The sequence below is a fragment of the Tardiphaga sp. OK245 genome, assembly GCF_900108575.1.
GTDB classification, from domain to species: Bacteria; Pseudomonadota; Alphaproteobacteria; order Rhizobiales; family Xanthobacteraceae; genus Tardiphaga; species Tardiphaga robiniae.
This window is the reverse complement of the sequence record NZ_FNWZ01000003.1, coordinates 172,691-187,658: the sequence shown is the minus strand read 5'-3', so window position 1 is coordinate 187,658 and position 14,968 is coordinate 172,691. Positions and strand designations below refer to the sequence as shown.

At 64.2% G+C, this 14,968-nt stretch carries 15 protein-coding genes; 5 read left to right on the top strand and 10 right to left on the bottom strand.

Going from position 1 to position 14,968, the window contains the following annotated elements; all coding sequences use genetic code 11:
* Positions 1 to 79: 79 nt before the first annotated feature.
* Positions 80 to 1,423, bottom strand: coding sequence for an alpha-hydroxy acid oxidase (locus BLW80_RS13525; protein ID WP_244528221.1), 1,344 nt, complete (start codon positions 1,421 to 1,423; stop codon positions 80 to 82).
* 254 nt (positions 1,424 to 1,677) lie between these two features.
* Between BLW80_RS13525 and BLW80_RS13520 the strand changes: the two genes are divergently transcribed.
* From BLW80_RS13520 to BLW80_RS13515, 3 genes are all read left to right on the top strand, one after another.
* Positions 1,678 to 2,238: a lipid-binding SYLF domain-containing protein gene (locus tag BLW80_RS13520; protein WP_244528219.1), complete on the top strand. Its 561-nt coding sequence runs from the start codon at positions 1,678 to 1,680 to the stop codon at positions 2,236 to 2,238.
* A 209-nt stretch (positions 2,239 to 2,447) separates the two neighbouring features.
* Positions 2,448 to 2,624: a hypothetical protein gene (locus BLW80_RS30280; RefSeq protein WP_158005736.1), complete on the top strand. Its 177-nt coding sequence runs from the start codon at positions 2,448 to 2,450 to the stop codon at positions 2,622 to 2,624.
* 16 nt (positions 2,625 to 2,640) lie between these two features.
* Positions 2,641 to 3,438 (top strand): lysozyme family protein, encoded by a 798-nt coding sequence (locus BLW80_RS13515; RefSeq protein ID WP_170849661.1) that lies wholly within the window; start codon positions 2,641 to 2,643, stop codon positions 3,436 to 3,438.
* Positions 3,439 to 3,503: 65 nt separating this feature from the next.
* Here the strand turns inward: BLW80_RS13515 and BLW80_RS13510 are convergent, their stop codons facing one another.
* The 6 genes from BLW80_RS13510 to BLW80_RS13485 all read right to left on the bottom strand — a co-directional run bounded on the left by BLW80_RS13510 (position 3,504) and on the right by BLW80_RS13485 (position 10,540).
* Positions 3,504 to 3,872 carry a hypothetical protein gene (locus BLW80_RS13510; RefSeq protein ID WP_093758367.1) on the bottom strand — a complete coding sequence of 123 codons (369 nt, stop codon included), beginning with the start codon at positions 3,870 to 3,872 and terminating at the stop codon, positions 3,504 to 3,506.
* A complete protein-coding gene (locus BLW80_RS13505) occupies positions 3,869 to 7,093 on the bottom strand; it encodes an efflux RND transporter permease subunit (protein WP_093758366.1) in 3,225 nt (1,074 codons plus the stop codon). The genes BLW80_RS13510 and BLW80_RS13505 overlap by 4 nt, the downstream gene beginning before the upstream one ends.
* Positions 7,094 to 7,114: 21 nt before the next feature.
* Positions 7,115 to 8,125, bottom strand: coding sequence for a divalent metal ion exporter adaptor subunit IhpB (gene ihpB / locus BLW80_RS13500; protein ID WP_093758365.1), 1,011 nt, complete (start codon positions 8,123 to 8,125; stop codon positions 7,115 to 7,117).
* Positions 8,122 to 9,393, bottom strand: coding sequence for a divalent metal ion exporter subunit IhpA (gene ihpA, locus BLW80_RS13495; protein WP_093758364.1), 1,272 nt, complete (start codon positions 9,391 to 9,393; stop codon positions 8,122 to 8,124). Before ihpA ends, ihpB begins: the two co-directional genes overlap by 4 nt.
* Before the next feature lie 54 nt (positions 9,394 to 9,447).
* On the bottom strand, positions 9,448 to 9,861 hold the full coding sequence (locus BLW80_RS13490; protein WP_244528218.1) for a hypothetical protein: 414 nt from the start codon (positions 9,859 to 9,861) through the stop codon (positions 9,448 to 9,450).
* 187 nt (positions 9,862 to 10,048) lie between these two features.
* Positions 10,049 to 10,540 (bottom strand): ester cyclase, encoded by a 492-nt coding sequence (locus tag BLW80_RS13485; protein ID WP_244528217.1) that lies wholly within the window; start codon positions 10,538 to 10,540, stop codon positions 10,049 to 10,051.
* A gap of 232 nt (positions 10,541 to 10,772) precedes the next feature.
* Between BLW80_RS13485 and BLW80_RS13480 the strand changes: the two genes are divergently transcribed.
* Positions 10,773 to 11,450: a nitroreductase gene (locus BLW80_RS13480; protein WP_093758363.1), complete on the top strand. Its 678-nt coding sequence runs from the start codon at positions 10,773 to 10,775 to the stop codon at positions 11,448 to 11,450.
* Positions 11,451 to 11,458: 8 nt separating this feature from the next.
* On the opposite strand, the gene BLW80_RS13475 is transcribed toward BLW80_RS13480, so the two are convergent.
* Complete coding sequence (locus BLW80_RS13475) at positions 11,459 to 11,797, bottom strand: hypothetical protein (RefSeq protein WP_139285824.1); 339 nt, start codon at positions 11,795 to 11,797, stop codon at positions 11,459 to 11,461.
* A gap of 196 nt (positions 11,798 to 11,993) precedes the next feature.
* Between BLW80_RS13475 and BLW80_RS13470 the strand changes: the two genes are divergently transcribed.
* On the top strand, positions 11,994 to 13,457 hold the full coding sequence (locus BLW80_RS13470; RefSeq protein WP_093758361.1) for an L-lactate permease: 1,464 nt from the start codon (positions 11,994 to 11,996) through the stop codon (positions 13,455 to 13,457).
* 49 nt (positions 13,458 to 13,506) lie between these two features.
* Here BLW80_RS13470 and BLW80_RS13465 read toward each other — a convergent pair whose 3' ends face one another.
* Positions 13,507 to 13,908 (bottom strand): DUF1330 domain-containing protein, encoded by a 402-nt coding sequence (locus tag BLW80_RS13465; protein WP_093758360.1) that lies wholly within the window; start codon positions 13,906 to 13,908, stop codon positions 13,507 to 13,509.
* A gap of 50 nt (positions 13,909 to 13,958) precedes the next feature.
* Positions 13,959 to 14,906, bottom strand: coding sequence for a Dyp-type peroxidase (locus BLW80_RS13460; RefSeq protein ID WP_093758359.1), 948 nt, complete (start codon positions 14,904 to 14,906; stop codon positions 13,959 to 13,961).
* Between the last annotated feature and the right edge of the window lie 62 nt (positions 14,907 to 14,968).

Genomic DNA, 14,968 nt, shown 5'->3' with positions numbered 1-14,968 from the left:
TCTTCCAGTGCCCGGTCAAACCGTCGACGGCCGTGGTCGAGGCACGAGGCGCGCTTCATTCATCGGAGGTCGCGCACGGCTAGGCGCTGGTGACGCAGCGCCGCGTGATGTGGTTGATGTCCAGCGCACCCACCTGCCGCATGATCGTGATGAACTCATCGTCCAGGATCTGCAGCACACGGTCCACGCCGGCCTCGCCGAACGAGGCCAGGCCCCACACGTAAGGCCGGCCAATGCCGACGGCGGTGGCGCCCAAGGCGAGCGCCTTCAGGACATCGGTGCCGCGGCGTACGCCGCCGTCGATGAGCACCGGGATGCGGCCGCCCACTGAATCCACGACCTCCGCCAGCACACCGATCGTCGACTGCCCGCTCTCTTCCGCGCGCCCGCCGTGGTTGGAGACGATCAGGCCATCCACGCCGTGGCGCAACGCCTCCTTGGCGTCCTCGCCCGTCATGATGCCCTTCAGCACGAGCTTGCCCTTGACGATCCCGCGCAGGCGATCGACGAATTCCCACGTCATCCCGGTGCCGTAGAGGTTCGTGACCTTGGAAACGTCGATGTCCGCGAAGTTGGCCTTGCGGCTGACCTCGTTGGTGAAGCCCGGTGTGTGACAGCCCGAGCACTCGCGCAGGTCCTGGCGCCGCTCGCGGAACAGGGTTTCGGTGTTGCGGCCGCCCTGGCGGTCGACCGTGAGGACGATCGCCGGAGAGCCCGCACTCTCGGCGCGCTGCACCAGCGCCCGCGTCACGTTCCAGTCATCGGTCGGATACAACATGAACCAGGCGGGCCGGCCGTGCGCCTTGTTGACGTCGACGATGCTCGCATTATCGACCGTCGAGAGAATCATCTGATGGTTGCGCTTGGCAGCGGCGCGCGCCACGGTGACCCCCGCTTCGGGATCGTAGGCGCCGAGGCTGCTGACCGGGCACATGAAGATGGGGCTGGCCCAGGTCTCGCCGAAGATCTTCACGCTGGTGTCGATCTTCCGCGCATCGATGAGACGCTGGACGCGAATGTTGTACTTCGCGAAGGCGGTGTGGTTGGCGTCGCGCGTCACGTCGCCGTCGACGCCGCTCTGGAGGTAGCCCCAGTGGGCCGGCGCGTCCTGGCTGAGCACGGCCTTCTTCGCCGCCGGCTCGAACTCAAACACGTCCAGCGCATCGGCCGGAGCGGTGATGATGCCGTCCGGGCCGAACGCTCGTCGCGAGCCGCGCAGCACGTCGTAGCTCTGCGCGAGCGCATCCGAATTAGCCGTCAACAGGGTGGTGATCGTACCGAGAGAGGTCGCCGTGAGAAGAGGACTGGCGGCGAAAAAACGCAGGAGTTGGCGGCGCGCGATCATGGTGCGCTCTGAAATGTCCGACGCCCCGGCTGCACTTGTCGCCTTCACCAGCGTCGTCCTGCGCGAGAGACCTGTCATCGTGTTCTTTCGAATGCGAATGAGTGCTGCAGGTTAGGCGGTTGGTCTGTATCGTCGTCACGTCAGTGTCATCAGGTAGGCGATGACATTCCGGCGATATAATGACAATTCTGGTCGCATGTCCATCGGCAAGCGGTGGCCGGATGAGCGCTGCGTAATCCGCCATCGTCGTATCGGCGCAATACGCTTCCGCCTTCGCTCTGCGAGCTACGGCGGACAGGTCGCACTTGCGCGCCACGCGTTGACGTCGGACGTTGCGCCCGCTGGGAGACGACCGCGCGTCGACCTCCGTCATTGACGAGTCCTGCGATGCTCTATCTAGTTGCCGCGGGGCCGCCACGCGGCAGCCCGATGACCGGAATATCAATATGCGCTTTCAAATAGCTCGCTGCCTCACGCGTCTCACCGTCGCAACTCTGCTGTCCGCCGCACTGTCGCTGCCCGCTCACGCGGACACCGGCAAAGTCCGCTTCAAGTTCTTCAAGGCCGGATGGTTCATCGGAGCGCAGGCAGGAAGCGGAATCCTCAGTTTCCGTGGGGAGATGTATCCGTTTCGCATCGGCGGCGTGAGCGCGGGCCTGACGTTTGGGGGCTCCTCGACCGATCTGGTCGGCGCGGCGCAAAATATGCATCAGGCTTCGGACATCGAAGGCATTTATACGGCGCTCGGTGCGGGTGTTGCGGTCGGCGCAGGCAGGCGCGCCATCCAGATGCGCAACGCCAAGGGCGTCGTCCTGACGCTGGAAGGCGAGCAACTGGGCCTCCAGTTCGATTTCGACCTGAGCGGAATGAGCGTCTCCATCCAGAACCAGTAATGGGATGCACCAACGTCGAGATGTTTGCTGCCGGTGAAACCATCGCGACCCGCGCATCACGAAACCCGGCGCTCGCCGTCCGGCGCTTTGAAGCGGGGCGACTGCGTATCGCGAAAGCAAGCGTAGCCCGGATTACGCGGAGCCTATCATCGGGCGCGCGACGCGCGCCCCGTTGGCTTCATCCGGGCTACAGACTAGTATAAGTTCTCATGAAACTAAGCCAGAAATCCGACGCCGTCTGGACCTCACAGCAGGACGAAGAATTGCGGCGGCAATTGTCGGTCGGTCGCAGCGTCAACGAGATCGCGATCCGGTTGAAGCGGTCACCGCTATCAGTCCGCACCCGCGTCAAGAAGCTCGGCATCAGCCAGCCGCAGGCGGATTAGCGCGCTGCCATCAGCCATGACGAAGGGCCCGTTCATCTTCAGCGCCAAATGCCGTCGTCGCTGGCGGCGCAGCCTGCGCTCGGCGCAACGGACGCTCGCGAAACTGCCGCGCGCCATTCAAATCACTGGCGCCGTCGCAATCGTGCTTGTCACCCTCGTGCTGTCCAACCTCATCTATCACGTGATCCACAAGCCGACCGAGTTGTTCTTCTTTGTCGGCCACAGGCTGGACAAGGAGCCGGCCGAGACGTGGCGGCATTACGGGCCGCTGTTTCGCGCCTTTTCGACGCGGTCGATCACGCCAGAATTGCTCGCTGCGCTGGCGCAGGTCGAGAGTTCCGGCAATCCCCTGGATCGCACCTATTGGCGCTGGCGGTTCAGCTTCAATCCGTTCGCGATCTATCGGCCCGCATCCAGCGCCGTCGGTCTCTTTCAAATGACCGATCCGGCCTATGCCGAAGTTTCGCGCTTCTGCATCCGCGCGAACGCGGTTCAGGATACGGGCTGCGGCTTCGGCCCCTATATTCGCGCCATCCCGAGCCATGCCACCGAGCTCGCATCGATCTATCTGGACCGCAATGTCGCCGCCGTCCTCGCGCGCGCCGGCGGCGTGACGCCGACCCCGCAACAGGTGCAGGATCTCGCCGCCTTCATCCATCTGTGCGGTGGAGGACCCGCCACCGCTTATGCACGCCGTCGCTTCCAGATGACGGCCAGTGAGCGATGCGGCGACCATTCCGTTGCGGGTTACGTCTCCAGGGTCAACGCGCTGAAGCGCAAGTTCCTGCTGATGGCATCCGATAGCGATAAATAGCGCGTAGTTTGGATCGAGCAAGCGCAGCCGGGATGAAGCTCTTGGGTCATCCGGGATTGATCCCCTCAGTTCTTGAACCTGGCCTGGCCCGACTTGCCGTCGGCGGTCTTCAGCGTGACGCTCACCGAAGCGCCCTTGGCGATGTCGCTTTTCGCTTCGGCTTTCAATGCAGTCCCGGAGGTGACGAGCGGCAGCGTCTCGCGGTCGCTTCCGGCTATCAGCAAGACCGCGCCGGAAAAGCCGCTGCTCGGGAGCGGCTTGTTGGCCTCGTCGAGGATGTTGAAAGTCAGCACCTTCCCCGCAGCAATCATCTCGACATGCACGCCGGCGACATCCTCCATGGGTCCGCCATTCGGTCCTTTCTGATGGGCGTGCTGCGCCATCGCCGGAGCCGCCAGCAACAGCGCGGATATTGCGAGCAGGATTGTCTTCATCGATGGTCTCCCTGGGTGGCATGGACAGAGGTCGCCTCCGCGTGGGCAGGCGACGATTCCCGGCGGAACAGGATGTAGAGGGCGGGAAGAACGAGCAGCGTGAGGATGGTCGACGAGACGATGCCGCCGATGACGACCGTTGCGAGCGGGCGCTGCACCTCGGCTCCCGCACCGGTCGCAATCGCCATCGGCACGAAGCCGAGCGAGGCCACCAGCGCCGTCATCAGCACAGGCCGGAGGCGGGTCAGCGCGCCTTCGCGCACGGCCTCCACCACCTTTTTCCCTTCGAGGCGAAGCCGCGCGATGAAGGTGATGATGACGAGACCGTTGAGCACCGCCACGCCCGAGAGCGCGACGAAGCCGATCCCCGCGCTGATCGACAGCGGAATGTCACGCAGGAGCAGCGCGAAGATGCCGCCCGTGAGCGCCAGCGGTACGCCGCTGAAGACCAGCAGCGCGTCAGCCACGGAGCCGAGGCTGATGAACAGCAGCAGGAAGATCAGCAACAGCGCGATCGGAACCACGATGGTCAAACGCTGCGTCGCCGAGACGAGCTGCTCGAACTGGCCGCCCCAGCCGATCCAGTAGCCCGCGGGCAATTTGACCTTCTGCGCGATCTGCTGCTGCGCCTCGCCGACGAAGGAGCCGAGATCGCGTCCGCGCACATTGGCGGAGACGACGATACGGCGCTTGCCGTCCTCGCGGCTGATCTGGTTCGGACCCGGCGCGACCGAGATCTCCGCCAGTTCCGACAGCGGCGCGTAGCGCATCTGGGCCAGCGGCGAGGTGCCGAACGCCGCCGGCATCGCCTTGCTCTGGCTCGGCTGGCCCTCCAGCGGCGGCAGCGGGATCGGCAGCGCCTTGATCGCCTCGATATCCGTCCGCAGTTCGTCCGGAAGGCGCACAACGAGATCGAAGCGGCGGTCGCCCTCGAACACCAGGCCTGCGGTCTTGCCGCCCACCGCGATCTCGACCAGGTTCTGCACGTCCGACACGCTGATGCCGAAGCGCGCCAGCGCCTTGCGGTCCAGCTTGACCGTCAACACCGGAAGCCCTGCCACCTGCTCGGTCTTGACGTCCGCGGCGCCCTGGATGGTCTGCAGCGCCGACTGCACCTGCCCCGCGATCCCTGCCAGCACGCCGAGGTCGTCGCCGAAGATCTTGACGCCCACATCGCTGCGCACACCCGAGATCAGCTCGTTGAAGCGAAGCTGGATCGGCTGCGAGAGTTCATAAAGACTGCCTGCGACCTCTTCGGATGCGGCCTCGATCTCCTTCATCAGATCGAGCTTCGACTTCTTCGGGTCCGGCCACTGGTCGCGCGGCTTGAGCATGACATAGCCGTCCGAAATCGACGGCGGCATGGGATCTGTCGCCACCTCCGCGGTACCGGTACGTGCGAAGGATTCCTTCACCTCCGGAATCCTGGCCAGCCGCCGCTCGAGCGCCATCTGCATCTCGAGCGATTGCGTGAGGCTGGTTCCGGGGATGCGCATCGCCTGGATCGCGACATCGCCCTCGTCGAGGCTCGGGATGAACTCGCCGCCCATCCGCGTCGCGGCGTATCCGCTTACGACAACGAGCGCCACGGCCGCGGCCGCCACGACGATGCGCAGACGGATCGCGAGTTCGAGCAACGGCATATAGGTCCGGCGCGCGGCGCGCATGAACCAGTTCTCTGTCTCGGAGACCTTGCCGGTCACGAACAGCGCGACAGCGGCCGGAACGAAGGTCATCGACAGGATGCTGGCGCCCAGCAACGCCATCAGCACGGTCAGCGCCATCGGCGTGAACATCTTGCCTTCGACGCCGGTCAGCGTGAGCACCGGCAGATAGACCACGGCGATGATCAGCGTGCCGAACAGGCTGGGCTTGATGACCTCGCGCGACGCTTCGATGATCGTATCGAAGCGTTCCTCGCGGGTCAGCAGACGGCCTCGCTTTTCCTGTTCATGGGCGAGCAGACGCAGGCAATTCTCCACGATGATGACAGCGCCATCGATGATGATGCCGAAATCGATGGCGCCGAGACTCATCAGGTTGGCGCTGACCTTGTTCTCGAACATGCCCGTGATGGTGAACAGCATGGACAGCGGAATGACGAGCGCGGTGGCGAAGGCCGCCTTGAAGTTCCCGAGGATGAGGAAGAGGATCGCGATGACGAGCAGCGCGCCCTCGACCAGGTTCTTCTCGACGGTCGCAATGGTGGCATCGATCAGATGGGTGCGGTCGTAGATCGCACGGAGAGAGACGCCCTCCGGCAGCGACTTCTGGATCTGCTCCAGCTTCTGCCCGACACGCTGCGCCACGGTCCGGCCGTTCTCGCCGATCAGCAACATCGCCGTGCCGAGCACGACTTCCTTGCCGTCGACGGTCGCCGCGCCGGTGCGCAGGTCGGTACCTTCCTTGACCTCGGCGATGTCGAGGATGCGGACCGGGACGCCGTTCCGGGAGCCGATGACGATCTGCCGGATCTCCTCGACGTCGGCGACCTGTCCGGGCGTGCGCACCAGATACTGCTCGCCGTTCTTCTCGATGTAACCGGCGCCGACATTGGCGTTGTTGTTGGCGAGTGACGTCATGACGTCGCGGAAGCTGAGGCGATAGGCCATCAGCCTGGCCGGGTCCGGAAGCACGTGGAACTGCTTCTCGAAACCGCCGATGGTGTTGACCTCGTTGACCCCCTGCACGTTGCGAAGCTGAGGCTTGATGATCCAGTCCTGCACGGTCCGCAGATCGCTCGGCGTGTAGGGCTTGCCTTCGGCGTTCTTCGCGCCCTCCTTCGCCTCGACCGTGTACATGTAGATCTCGCCGAGGCCGGTGGAGACCGGTCCCATCGCCGTCTCGATGCCCGTCGGCAGCGAGTCCTTCACCCGCTGGACGCGTTCATTGACGAGCTGACGCGCGAAATAGATGTCCGTGCCGTCCTTGAACACGACGGTGACCTGGCTGAGGCCATAGCGCGACAGCGAGCGCGTGTTCACGAGGTTCGGCAGGCCGGCCATCCCCGTCTCGATCGGGAACGTGATGCGCTGCTCGACCTCGAGCGGCGAGAAGCCCGGCGCGTTGGTGTTGATCTGAACCTGGACATTGGTGATGTCAGGCACGGCATCGATCGGCAGGCGCGTGAAGTTCCAGACGCCGAAGGCGCCCATCATCAACACGGCGATCATGACCAGCCAGCGCTGGTGCACGGAGAATGCGAGAAGCCTGTCGATCATGGTTGAATTCCCGGAGCGAGCTCAGTGTTCATGGGACGCCGATCCCTTTCCGAGCTCCGCTTTCACGATGAAGCTGTTCTTCGCCGCGTATCTGTCGCCGTCGAGCAGTCCGAACAGGATCTCGACATTGTCGGAGTCGCGCGCGCCGAGTTCGACGTCGCGCGCCTCGAACTTGTCGCCGCTACGGACGAACACGACGCTGCGGTTCTCGACCGTCTGGATCGCCGACACCCGAACGGCGATCGCGACCGGCTTGGCTGACAGGATCAGGCGCGCGGACACGAACAGGCCCGTGCGCAGGCGCATGTCGATATTCGGCACGACGGCGCGTGCGAGCGCGCTCTGCGTGTCGCTGCTGCCAACCGGCGAGATGTAGGACAGGCTCGCCTCGATCGGCTTCCCGCCATCGCCGACGTCGATCAGGATCCTGTCGCCGATCCGGACGCGCGGCAGGTTGCGGCGGTAAACGGACAGATCGACCCAGACCGTCGAAATGTCGGCGACGATGAAGGCCGGCTTCTGCTCGGAGGCATATTCGCCGAGCGAGATCTGGCGATCGATCACCGTGCCCGAGATCGGCGCCCGCATCTCATAGACGCTGAGGCTCTGGTTGCTCTCGATCTTCGCGAGGAGTTCGCCCTTCTCGACGGTGTCGCCGATGCGCTTCTTGATCTCGCGCACGACGCCCGGGAAACGCGGGGTGACCTGCACCAGCGTCTCCTGATTGGGCTGCAGAATTCCGTTCAGCACCAGAGAGTCGTGCAGCGTTTCGCTTTTGGCGGCGAGGATCTCGATGTTCGACGAGGCGACGCGCGCGTCGCTCATTTCCACGACGCCCTCTTCACCGTGACCTTTCTCGTCGTGGCCCTTCTCGCCCTTCACCTTTTCACCTTTGGCCTTGTCGCCCTGCCTGGCAGCCTTGGAGGCGGCCGCGGTCTGCGTGTCGGACTTGCTCGGTGCGGTGGCGTAGACCCCGGCGCCGAGCGCGAAGATCGCGGCGGCGCTCACCAGGAACATGATTGGCTTGTTCATCGTGCGCTCCCCCGCGCCAGTGCAAATGGATTGCCGACCAGCCCCTCGATGGTGGCGACGGCGACGTGGAAATTCTGCTGGGCTTCCTGTTCGCGCAGGCGCGCTTGCGCGACGCTGGCCTGGGCGTCGAGCACTTCGAGCAGCGAATAGCGTCCCTGCCCGTAGCCTTCGGAAATCGCGTCAGCCGCGTCCCTGGACTTGGGGATCGCGGTCTCGCGCAGGATGGCGAGTTCGCGCAGCGAGCCCTGCAGCGAGTCGTAGGCGCGGCCCGCCACCACGATCAGCATGTTGCGGTTGCCCTGGCGTTCTGCGGCGGTCTTGGCGAGGCTTTCCTGCGCAGAGAGGATGTTGCCCTGGTTCTGGTCGAACACCGGGATCGGCACCGACAGCGAAAGCCGAACGGCGTTGTCGCCGGTCTCACTGAAGCGGCGCCATCCGGCGGATACCGTGACGTCCGGATAGGGCTTCAGCCGGGCGAGCAGCAGTTCGGCGTTGCGCTGCGCGTAGATCGCCTTCCAGCGGACGAGCTGCGGGTTGGCATCAATCGCCGCGACCACCGACTGAAAGGTCGGCGGCCTGCCGGTCGCGTCCAGCCGTCCGGAGACGGCCGCGAATTTCGGCGCGCTGTCGCCCATCAGGATCGCCAGTTCGCGGCGCGCGCTCGCGAGCGACGACCTGGTGCGCTCACGGTCGGCCTTGACCAGTGCCGATGCGACCTCGGCGCGTCCGGTCTCCGCAATGGATGATGCGCCGGCCTCGACGCGCCGCTGCAGCAGCGGCGAGATCTTGTCGATCGCCTCGATCTGTTCGTCGAGGATCTGAATCCGCCGCTGCAGGCCGAGCACGCTCACGAAGGCGATAGCCGTCTCTGACAGCACTTCGAGCCGGACGGCCTGGCGTCCGATGCCCGCCGCATCGAGACCTGCCTGACCCGCGGCGACGCGCGCATCGCGCTTGCCCCACAGCTCGAACATCTGGCTGACCTGCAGCGTGGTCTCCGCCGAGCGGGTTCCGCGATATGCACCTGACCCGAACGAATTGTCCTGCTCGTACGAAATCTCCGGATTGATCAGCGCGCCGGACTGGATGCGCTGGCCACGCGCGATCCCGACGTCACGCTCGGCGGCTGTCAGACGTGGACTGGCGGCAAGCGCGCGCTGCAGCGCAGCCCCCATGGTGAGGGTTTGCGAATGGGCTACCCCCGTCAGCGACGAACTGACGAACAGCACAGCCGCGCACGCAAAACGCGTGGCGATCTTCGAGAACATGATGGAAACCTGACGAATGACGGAGTCTGGGCGCGATGCGCCCGGCGATGACGGTCAGGTCAGGAATTTGGGTGGGGGAGGTTCGATCCCGCGCGGCAGGCTGCGACGTTCGACATTATGGAAGACCGCAGTGCGGGTCTCGATGGAGACGGGCATCGCCGCAAAGACGAGCGGCTGTGCCGTCACAGAGAAGCAGCCGTGGCAGTGATTGTCCGCGACAACTCCCTTGTCGGAATGGCCGGTCGCCTTCTCCGCAAGCGAGACGATCGTCGCTCCGGACGGATTGGTCACATCGCATTCGCAGAGACCGTGCATGGCGCCGGCGAAAATGTACGTCGCCAGCACGACCATCACCAACGCCCTGCGCGGGATGCGCAGCAGGCCATGGGGAAGAATGCGGGCGAAAATCATCACTTTCAGCGTCTCTTTCGAACTCTGCGAGGGAGGTAGCACGGATCGGCGATTCATGTCGATCCGCAACAATGTAACAACATATGGTTATGCGCAGGGTACGCATTGCCTGCGTGTTACCATGTTAACGAGTAACCAGATCGCAAATGTGGCAAGCGCGACGTCTGGCCACATGGTCATGATCGCGGGACGTAGCCGCAGGAGAGGAACTCAATCGGACGGGTTGAGTGCGCTTCGGCCAGTCTCACCGAGACGTGGAAAATTCGTTGCCCTGCATGCCATCTGTCCTGATCTGCCCGAGCAGGCCGTAGATGTCACCGAGCACCCACAGGTCGCGCACCTTCGGCCCGTCGAACGAAAAGATCGGCGCTCCAAGCCAGCCGACGAGCTTTCCTGTCGGCGGATTGCCGAACATCGCTTCGCGTTGAACGCCGTGGAAGTAGACCTTGCCGGCAACGCGATGGCCCTCCTCGATCATCAGGAGAATGTCCGTTGTGTAATTCTGCAGCACGCCGGTGACCCAGCGGACGTAGTCGGCAAACTGGGCATGTCCGACCAGCACCGGTCCGAGCGATCCCCTGAAGGTGAAATCCTCATGGAAAATTTGCGGGATCAAAGTCACGTCCGCATGGTCCCACATATCCTTGTAGAAGGCGCGGACCACTTCCTTCTGCGGCGTGAGCGTCACGCCATCGAACGTCATTGGCTCCTCAAGATGATCGCTGCGTGTGTTCATCGCCCTCGGTCCGGCATGATGGGATTGAACAACGACACTAGCAATCGCAGCGCGGATTAGCGAAGCGTAATCCGCCGTCGTCGAGATGTTTGCGCAGCGGAATACGCTTCGCTATTCCACCCTACAACTGAGCGGCGACCGCCTTCTGCCCCTCACGTCAATCTTGCACACGGCCGAGGAAACCTCGAATATCCCGCCCAATTCAGAAACGCCCCAGGGAGATTCCAGGCCTATGAAGTTCGATGACGTCATCCTCGGCCGCCGCAGCATCCGCGGCTACAAACCAGATCCGGTCCCCAAAAAGCTGATCGAGGAAATCATCAACCTTGCGATGCGCGCGCCGTCGTCGATGAACACCCAGCCATGGAATTTCTATGTCGTGACCGGCGAGCCGCTCGACAGGATCCGCGCCGGCAATACCGAACGGATGATCGCAGGTATCCCGCAGTCGCGCGAATTCCGTACCGGTCACGCGTTTGCGGGTCACCACCGCGACAGACAGGTCGGCGTCGCCAAGCAGTTGTTCTCGGCCATGGGGATCGCCAGGGACGACAAGGAGATGCGGCAGGATTGGGTGCTGCGCGGCTTCCGTCAGTTCGACGCGCCGGTCTGCGTGATCGTGACCTATGACCGCGTGCTGGATGGCAGCGACGATACGCCGTTCGATTGCGGCGCCGTGGCGACCGCGCTCGTCAACGCCGCCTGGTCGCGCGGCCTTGGCGCGGTGATCAACAGCCAAGGCATCATGCAGTCACCGGTGGTGCGCGAGCATGCTGGCATTGCCGACGATCAGGTCATCATGAAAAGCATTGCGCTCGGATGGCCCGATGACAGCTTTCCTGCCAATGCGGTGGTGTCCGAACGCAAGTCGGTCGAGGAAGCCACGGTGTTCGTTGGCTTCGACAATTAACGCGTCGCCTATTGCGGTCCGACTGTGCCGGTGTGTTTCAGGCGGGATGATCTGACCCAGCCTGTGACGCCGCCGCCCGTCGCACGCGCATACATCACCGAGGTCCACCCGTCGCGCGTTTCAGCATAAGCGACCAGATGATCCCTGGGGATGACAAACACACCGGCCATCGCGCAATGCGCGCTTGGCGCCGAATGGAATTGCAGGCGCCCCGTACCGGTGACGACGGCGCCGAGCGGCGGCGAAAAGATCGGCGTGTCTTTGGTGCCGGTGCCGGGCTCGTTGCAGGCGGCGAATACCGGAGACGCCAGGAGCGCCAGCGCGATCACCAATGCTTTCGACGTCACGTGCATTCTCCCGGGGCTGATTGAGCGAGGCCGCGTCTCGGTATCAGCTCTCACCATGGGTTGGTCGGACAAAACGCGTTGCGGTTCAGCGGGCGCTGGGCTGATCGACGTTGCACGCTCCCTATGCGCGCAGCGCGGTTGACGTCCCTGCCTTTCCCGCGCATCCAGCCTCCAACGAGAAACCTGGGGGCGGAACGTGCTTTACCTGATCTGGGCGCTGCCCGCGCTGGCGGTGATCGGCGCTATCGCCAGCGGGCTCGCCGGCACGCTCCCCGCCTCGCTCGTCGGCCTCGCCACGGCGCTTGCGGTCGCGCTGGCCACCGCCCCGCAACTGTTCGGGATCGCTGACGCCTGGACGGCGCTGCTGCGCGGCGCATGGATCGGCTGGATCGTCGTGCCCTATATTCTCGGCGGGTTGCTGTTCTGGCAGATGGCGATCCGCCCCGGCGACGCAGCCATGCCGGTCGAGACGTCACTACCGGATGCGCGAGCGCGGCGGCGCCTGCTGTTCACCGCCTGCTATCTGATCGGGCCCTTCGCGGAATCCGCGACGGGCTTCGGCATCGGCATCATGGGGACGATGGTGCTGATCCGCCGCCTTGGCCTGAAGCCGATCGAGCTCCTCGCCTTCTCGCTGATCAGCCAGACCATGATCGTGTGGGGCGCCATGGGCAGCGGCGCGGTGGTCGGCGCTGCCTTCGCGCGGACCGATCCAACGGCGCTCGCGCTGCGCACCAGTCTCATCTACCTCGTGTTCAACATCCTGTGGCTGCCGATCTACTGGCGCATGGCGGAGCGCGCGGGCATCGGAGCAGACTGGCGCGAGCGCGCCAGCGAAGCGCTCTGGCTGCTCGGCAGTCTCGGCCTCGCCATCGTCGCGACAGCGTTCCTCGGCCCGGAGCCGGCGATGCTGGCGGCGTTCGGGCCAGCCATCGTGCTGCGTTATCTCATCGACGAAAAGCCGGACCGCGCGGCGATCGCCGCTGCGGCACGGCGCATGCTGCCATTCACGCTGCTGATCGGCTGGCTCGCCCTGACGCGCCTCGTGCCGCCGCTCAATCACCTCCTGCAGTCGTCTTGGAGCATCCAGCCTTTCGCAGGCGTGCCTATCTGGGCGCCGTTGTTTCACGCCGGCACCTGGCTCGTCGCAGCCGCCGTGCTGACCGCCCTGCTGCACGGCCATCAGCGGGCCTTCCCCGCGGAGATCGCAGCCGCCTGGAAGACCGGCCGGCTCGCGGTGCTTACCGTGATCGTGTTCTCGATGATGGCCGAACTGCTGTCGCGCTCGGGCATCGCCGGGGGCCTCGCCCGCGGCATGTACGACACGTTCGGGGTCTGGTCGGTGACGGTCACGCCGATGATCTCGGCCGTGTTCGGCGCGCTGGCCAATAGCGGCAATGCGGCCAACGGATTGTTCATGCCGTCGCAGCTCAGCCTTGCGACCGAAGCCGGCCTCGACGTCGCCGCCGTCGTCGCGCTTCAGCACGCCGCGGCACTGTCACTCAACATGGTCTCGCCGGTACGGATGTCGATCGTCTGCAATCTCGCAGGCACCCCCGGCCACGAGCGGGACGCCTATCGCGCGATGTTCCCCTTCGTCGTGGTCATCGTCGCGGTTCTGCTCGTGATCTCCATCCTCATCGCCACCCGGCTCATCTGAGGTTCTGGATCGATGCCGCCGGTTGGCTGAAAGCCGGTGGCGATCCCCCTCAGCCGATCTTGAACTTGCTGTAAGCCTCGCTCGTGCAAATGATCACATGCTCGGCACAGCCGTTGGTCCGGTGCGGGTCGCAGAGATTTTCATAGTCCGGTGACGTCATCATCCCGATGAAGGCTGCAACGGAGGGATAATACACCAGCGCCAGATAGTCCCACTGCTGGTGATCCGGTTCGCCGAGCGCAATGGCCTTGGCGTCACCGGTCCACAGCAATGTGCCGCCGCGGGCCTTGATCATCGGCACGGTCAGCGCGCTGTAACGCAGATAGGCGTCCCAGCCCGACCCGTCGCCGTCGAGCGAGCGCTCGCGGAATCGCATCAGGTTGACCATGACGATCGGGCCCTGATGCGCGAGCTCTGTGAGACCCTTGATGTTCAAGAGATCGACACCCATGCACAATCTCCTGTTTCAACTGGTGGTAAGCAGATGAGCGCACAGCGCGGTTAAGCCTCGGGATCGACATCGTCCAGGAACGTCGCCGTGGGAACGAAGAACAGCGTCCCCGTCACCGCGCGGCTGAAATCCAGCAGATGATCGTAAGTGCCCGGCGGGTTGCCGATGAACATGTTCTCCAGCATCTTCTCAATGCGCTGCGGGGAACGGGCGTAACCGATGAAATAGGTGCCGAACTCACCTTTGCCCACTTCGCCGAACGGCATGTTGTCGCGCAGGATTTGAAGCTGCTCCCCATTCTCTTCAATCGACGTCAGGACGTTGTGCGCATACGGTTTCTTCTCGGAATCGCGCTGTTCGATATCGGACAGCTTGTGCCGGCCGATGATGTTCTCCTGTTCCTCGACGGGCACCTTGTTCCATCGCGCGACGTCGTGCAGATATTTTTGCACGATCACGTAGCTGCCTCCGGCAAAGCCGGGGTCTTCAGCGCCGACAAGGGTGGCCGCGTCGGCGGCCTGACCGACAGGGTTTTCAGTTCCGTCAACAAAGCCGATCAGATCGCGGTCGTCGAAGAATTTGAAACCGTGCACCTCGTCCACGGCCGAAACCGCGCCGGCGAGCCGCGACATGATATGCGTCGCCAGCTCGAAACAGAGATCCATGCTCGCCGCGCGGATGTGAAAGAGGATGTCGCCGGGCGTCGAAACGGCGGTATGCACGCCGCGAATTTCGCGAAACGGATGCAAGTCTTTCGGACCCGGCGCTCCGAACAGCCGGGCCCAAGCCTCGGAGCCAAACCCCATGATGCAGGACAACTGCCCATTGAGATTGCGGAAGCCCACGCCGCGCAACAGGCTGGACAGGTCGCCGCACAAGCCACGAACCGCCTTCTCGGAGGCCGGTCCGGGATTGATCGTCACGACCAGGAATATCGCCGCCCGCGTCAGCCTGGCAGCGACCGACTGGGACACGGGAGCCGGTAAGCCTGAAACCATGTTCGATCCATTCGATATCCGCTGTGCCACGTATCTTTAGCGCGACGAAGACAAGATACGCC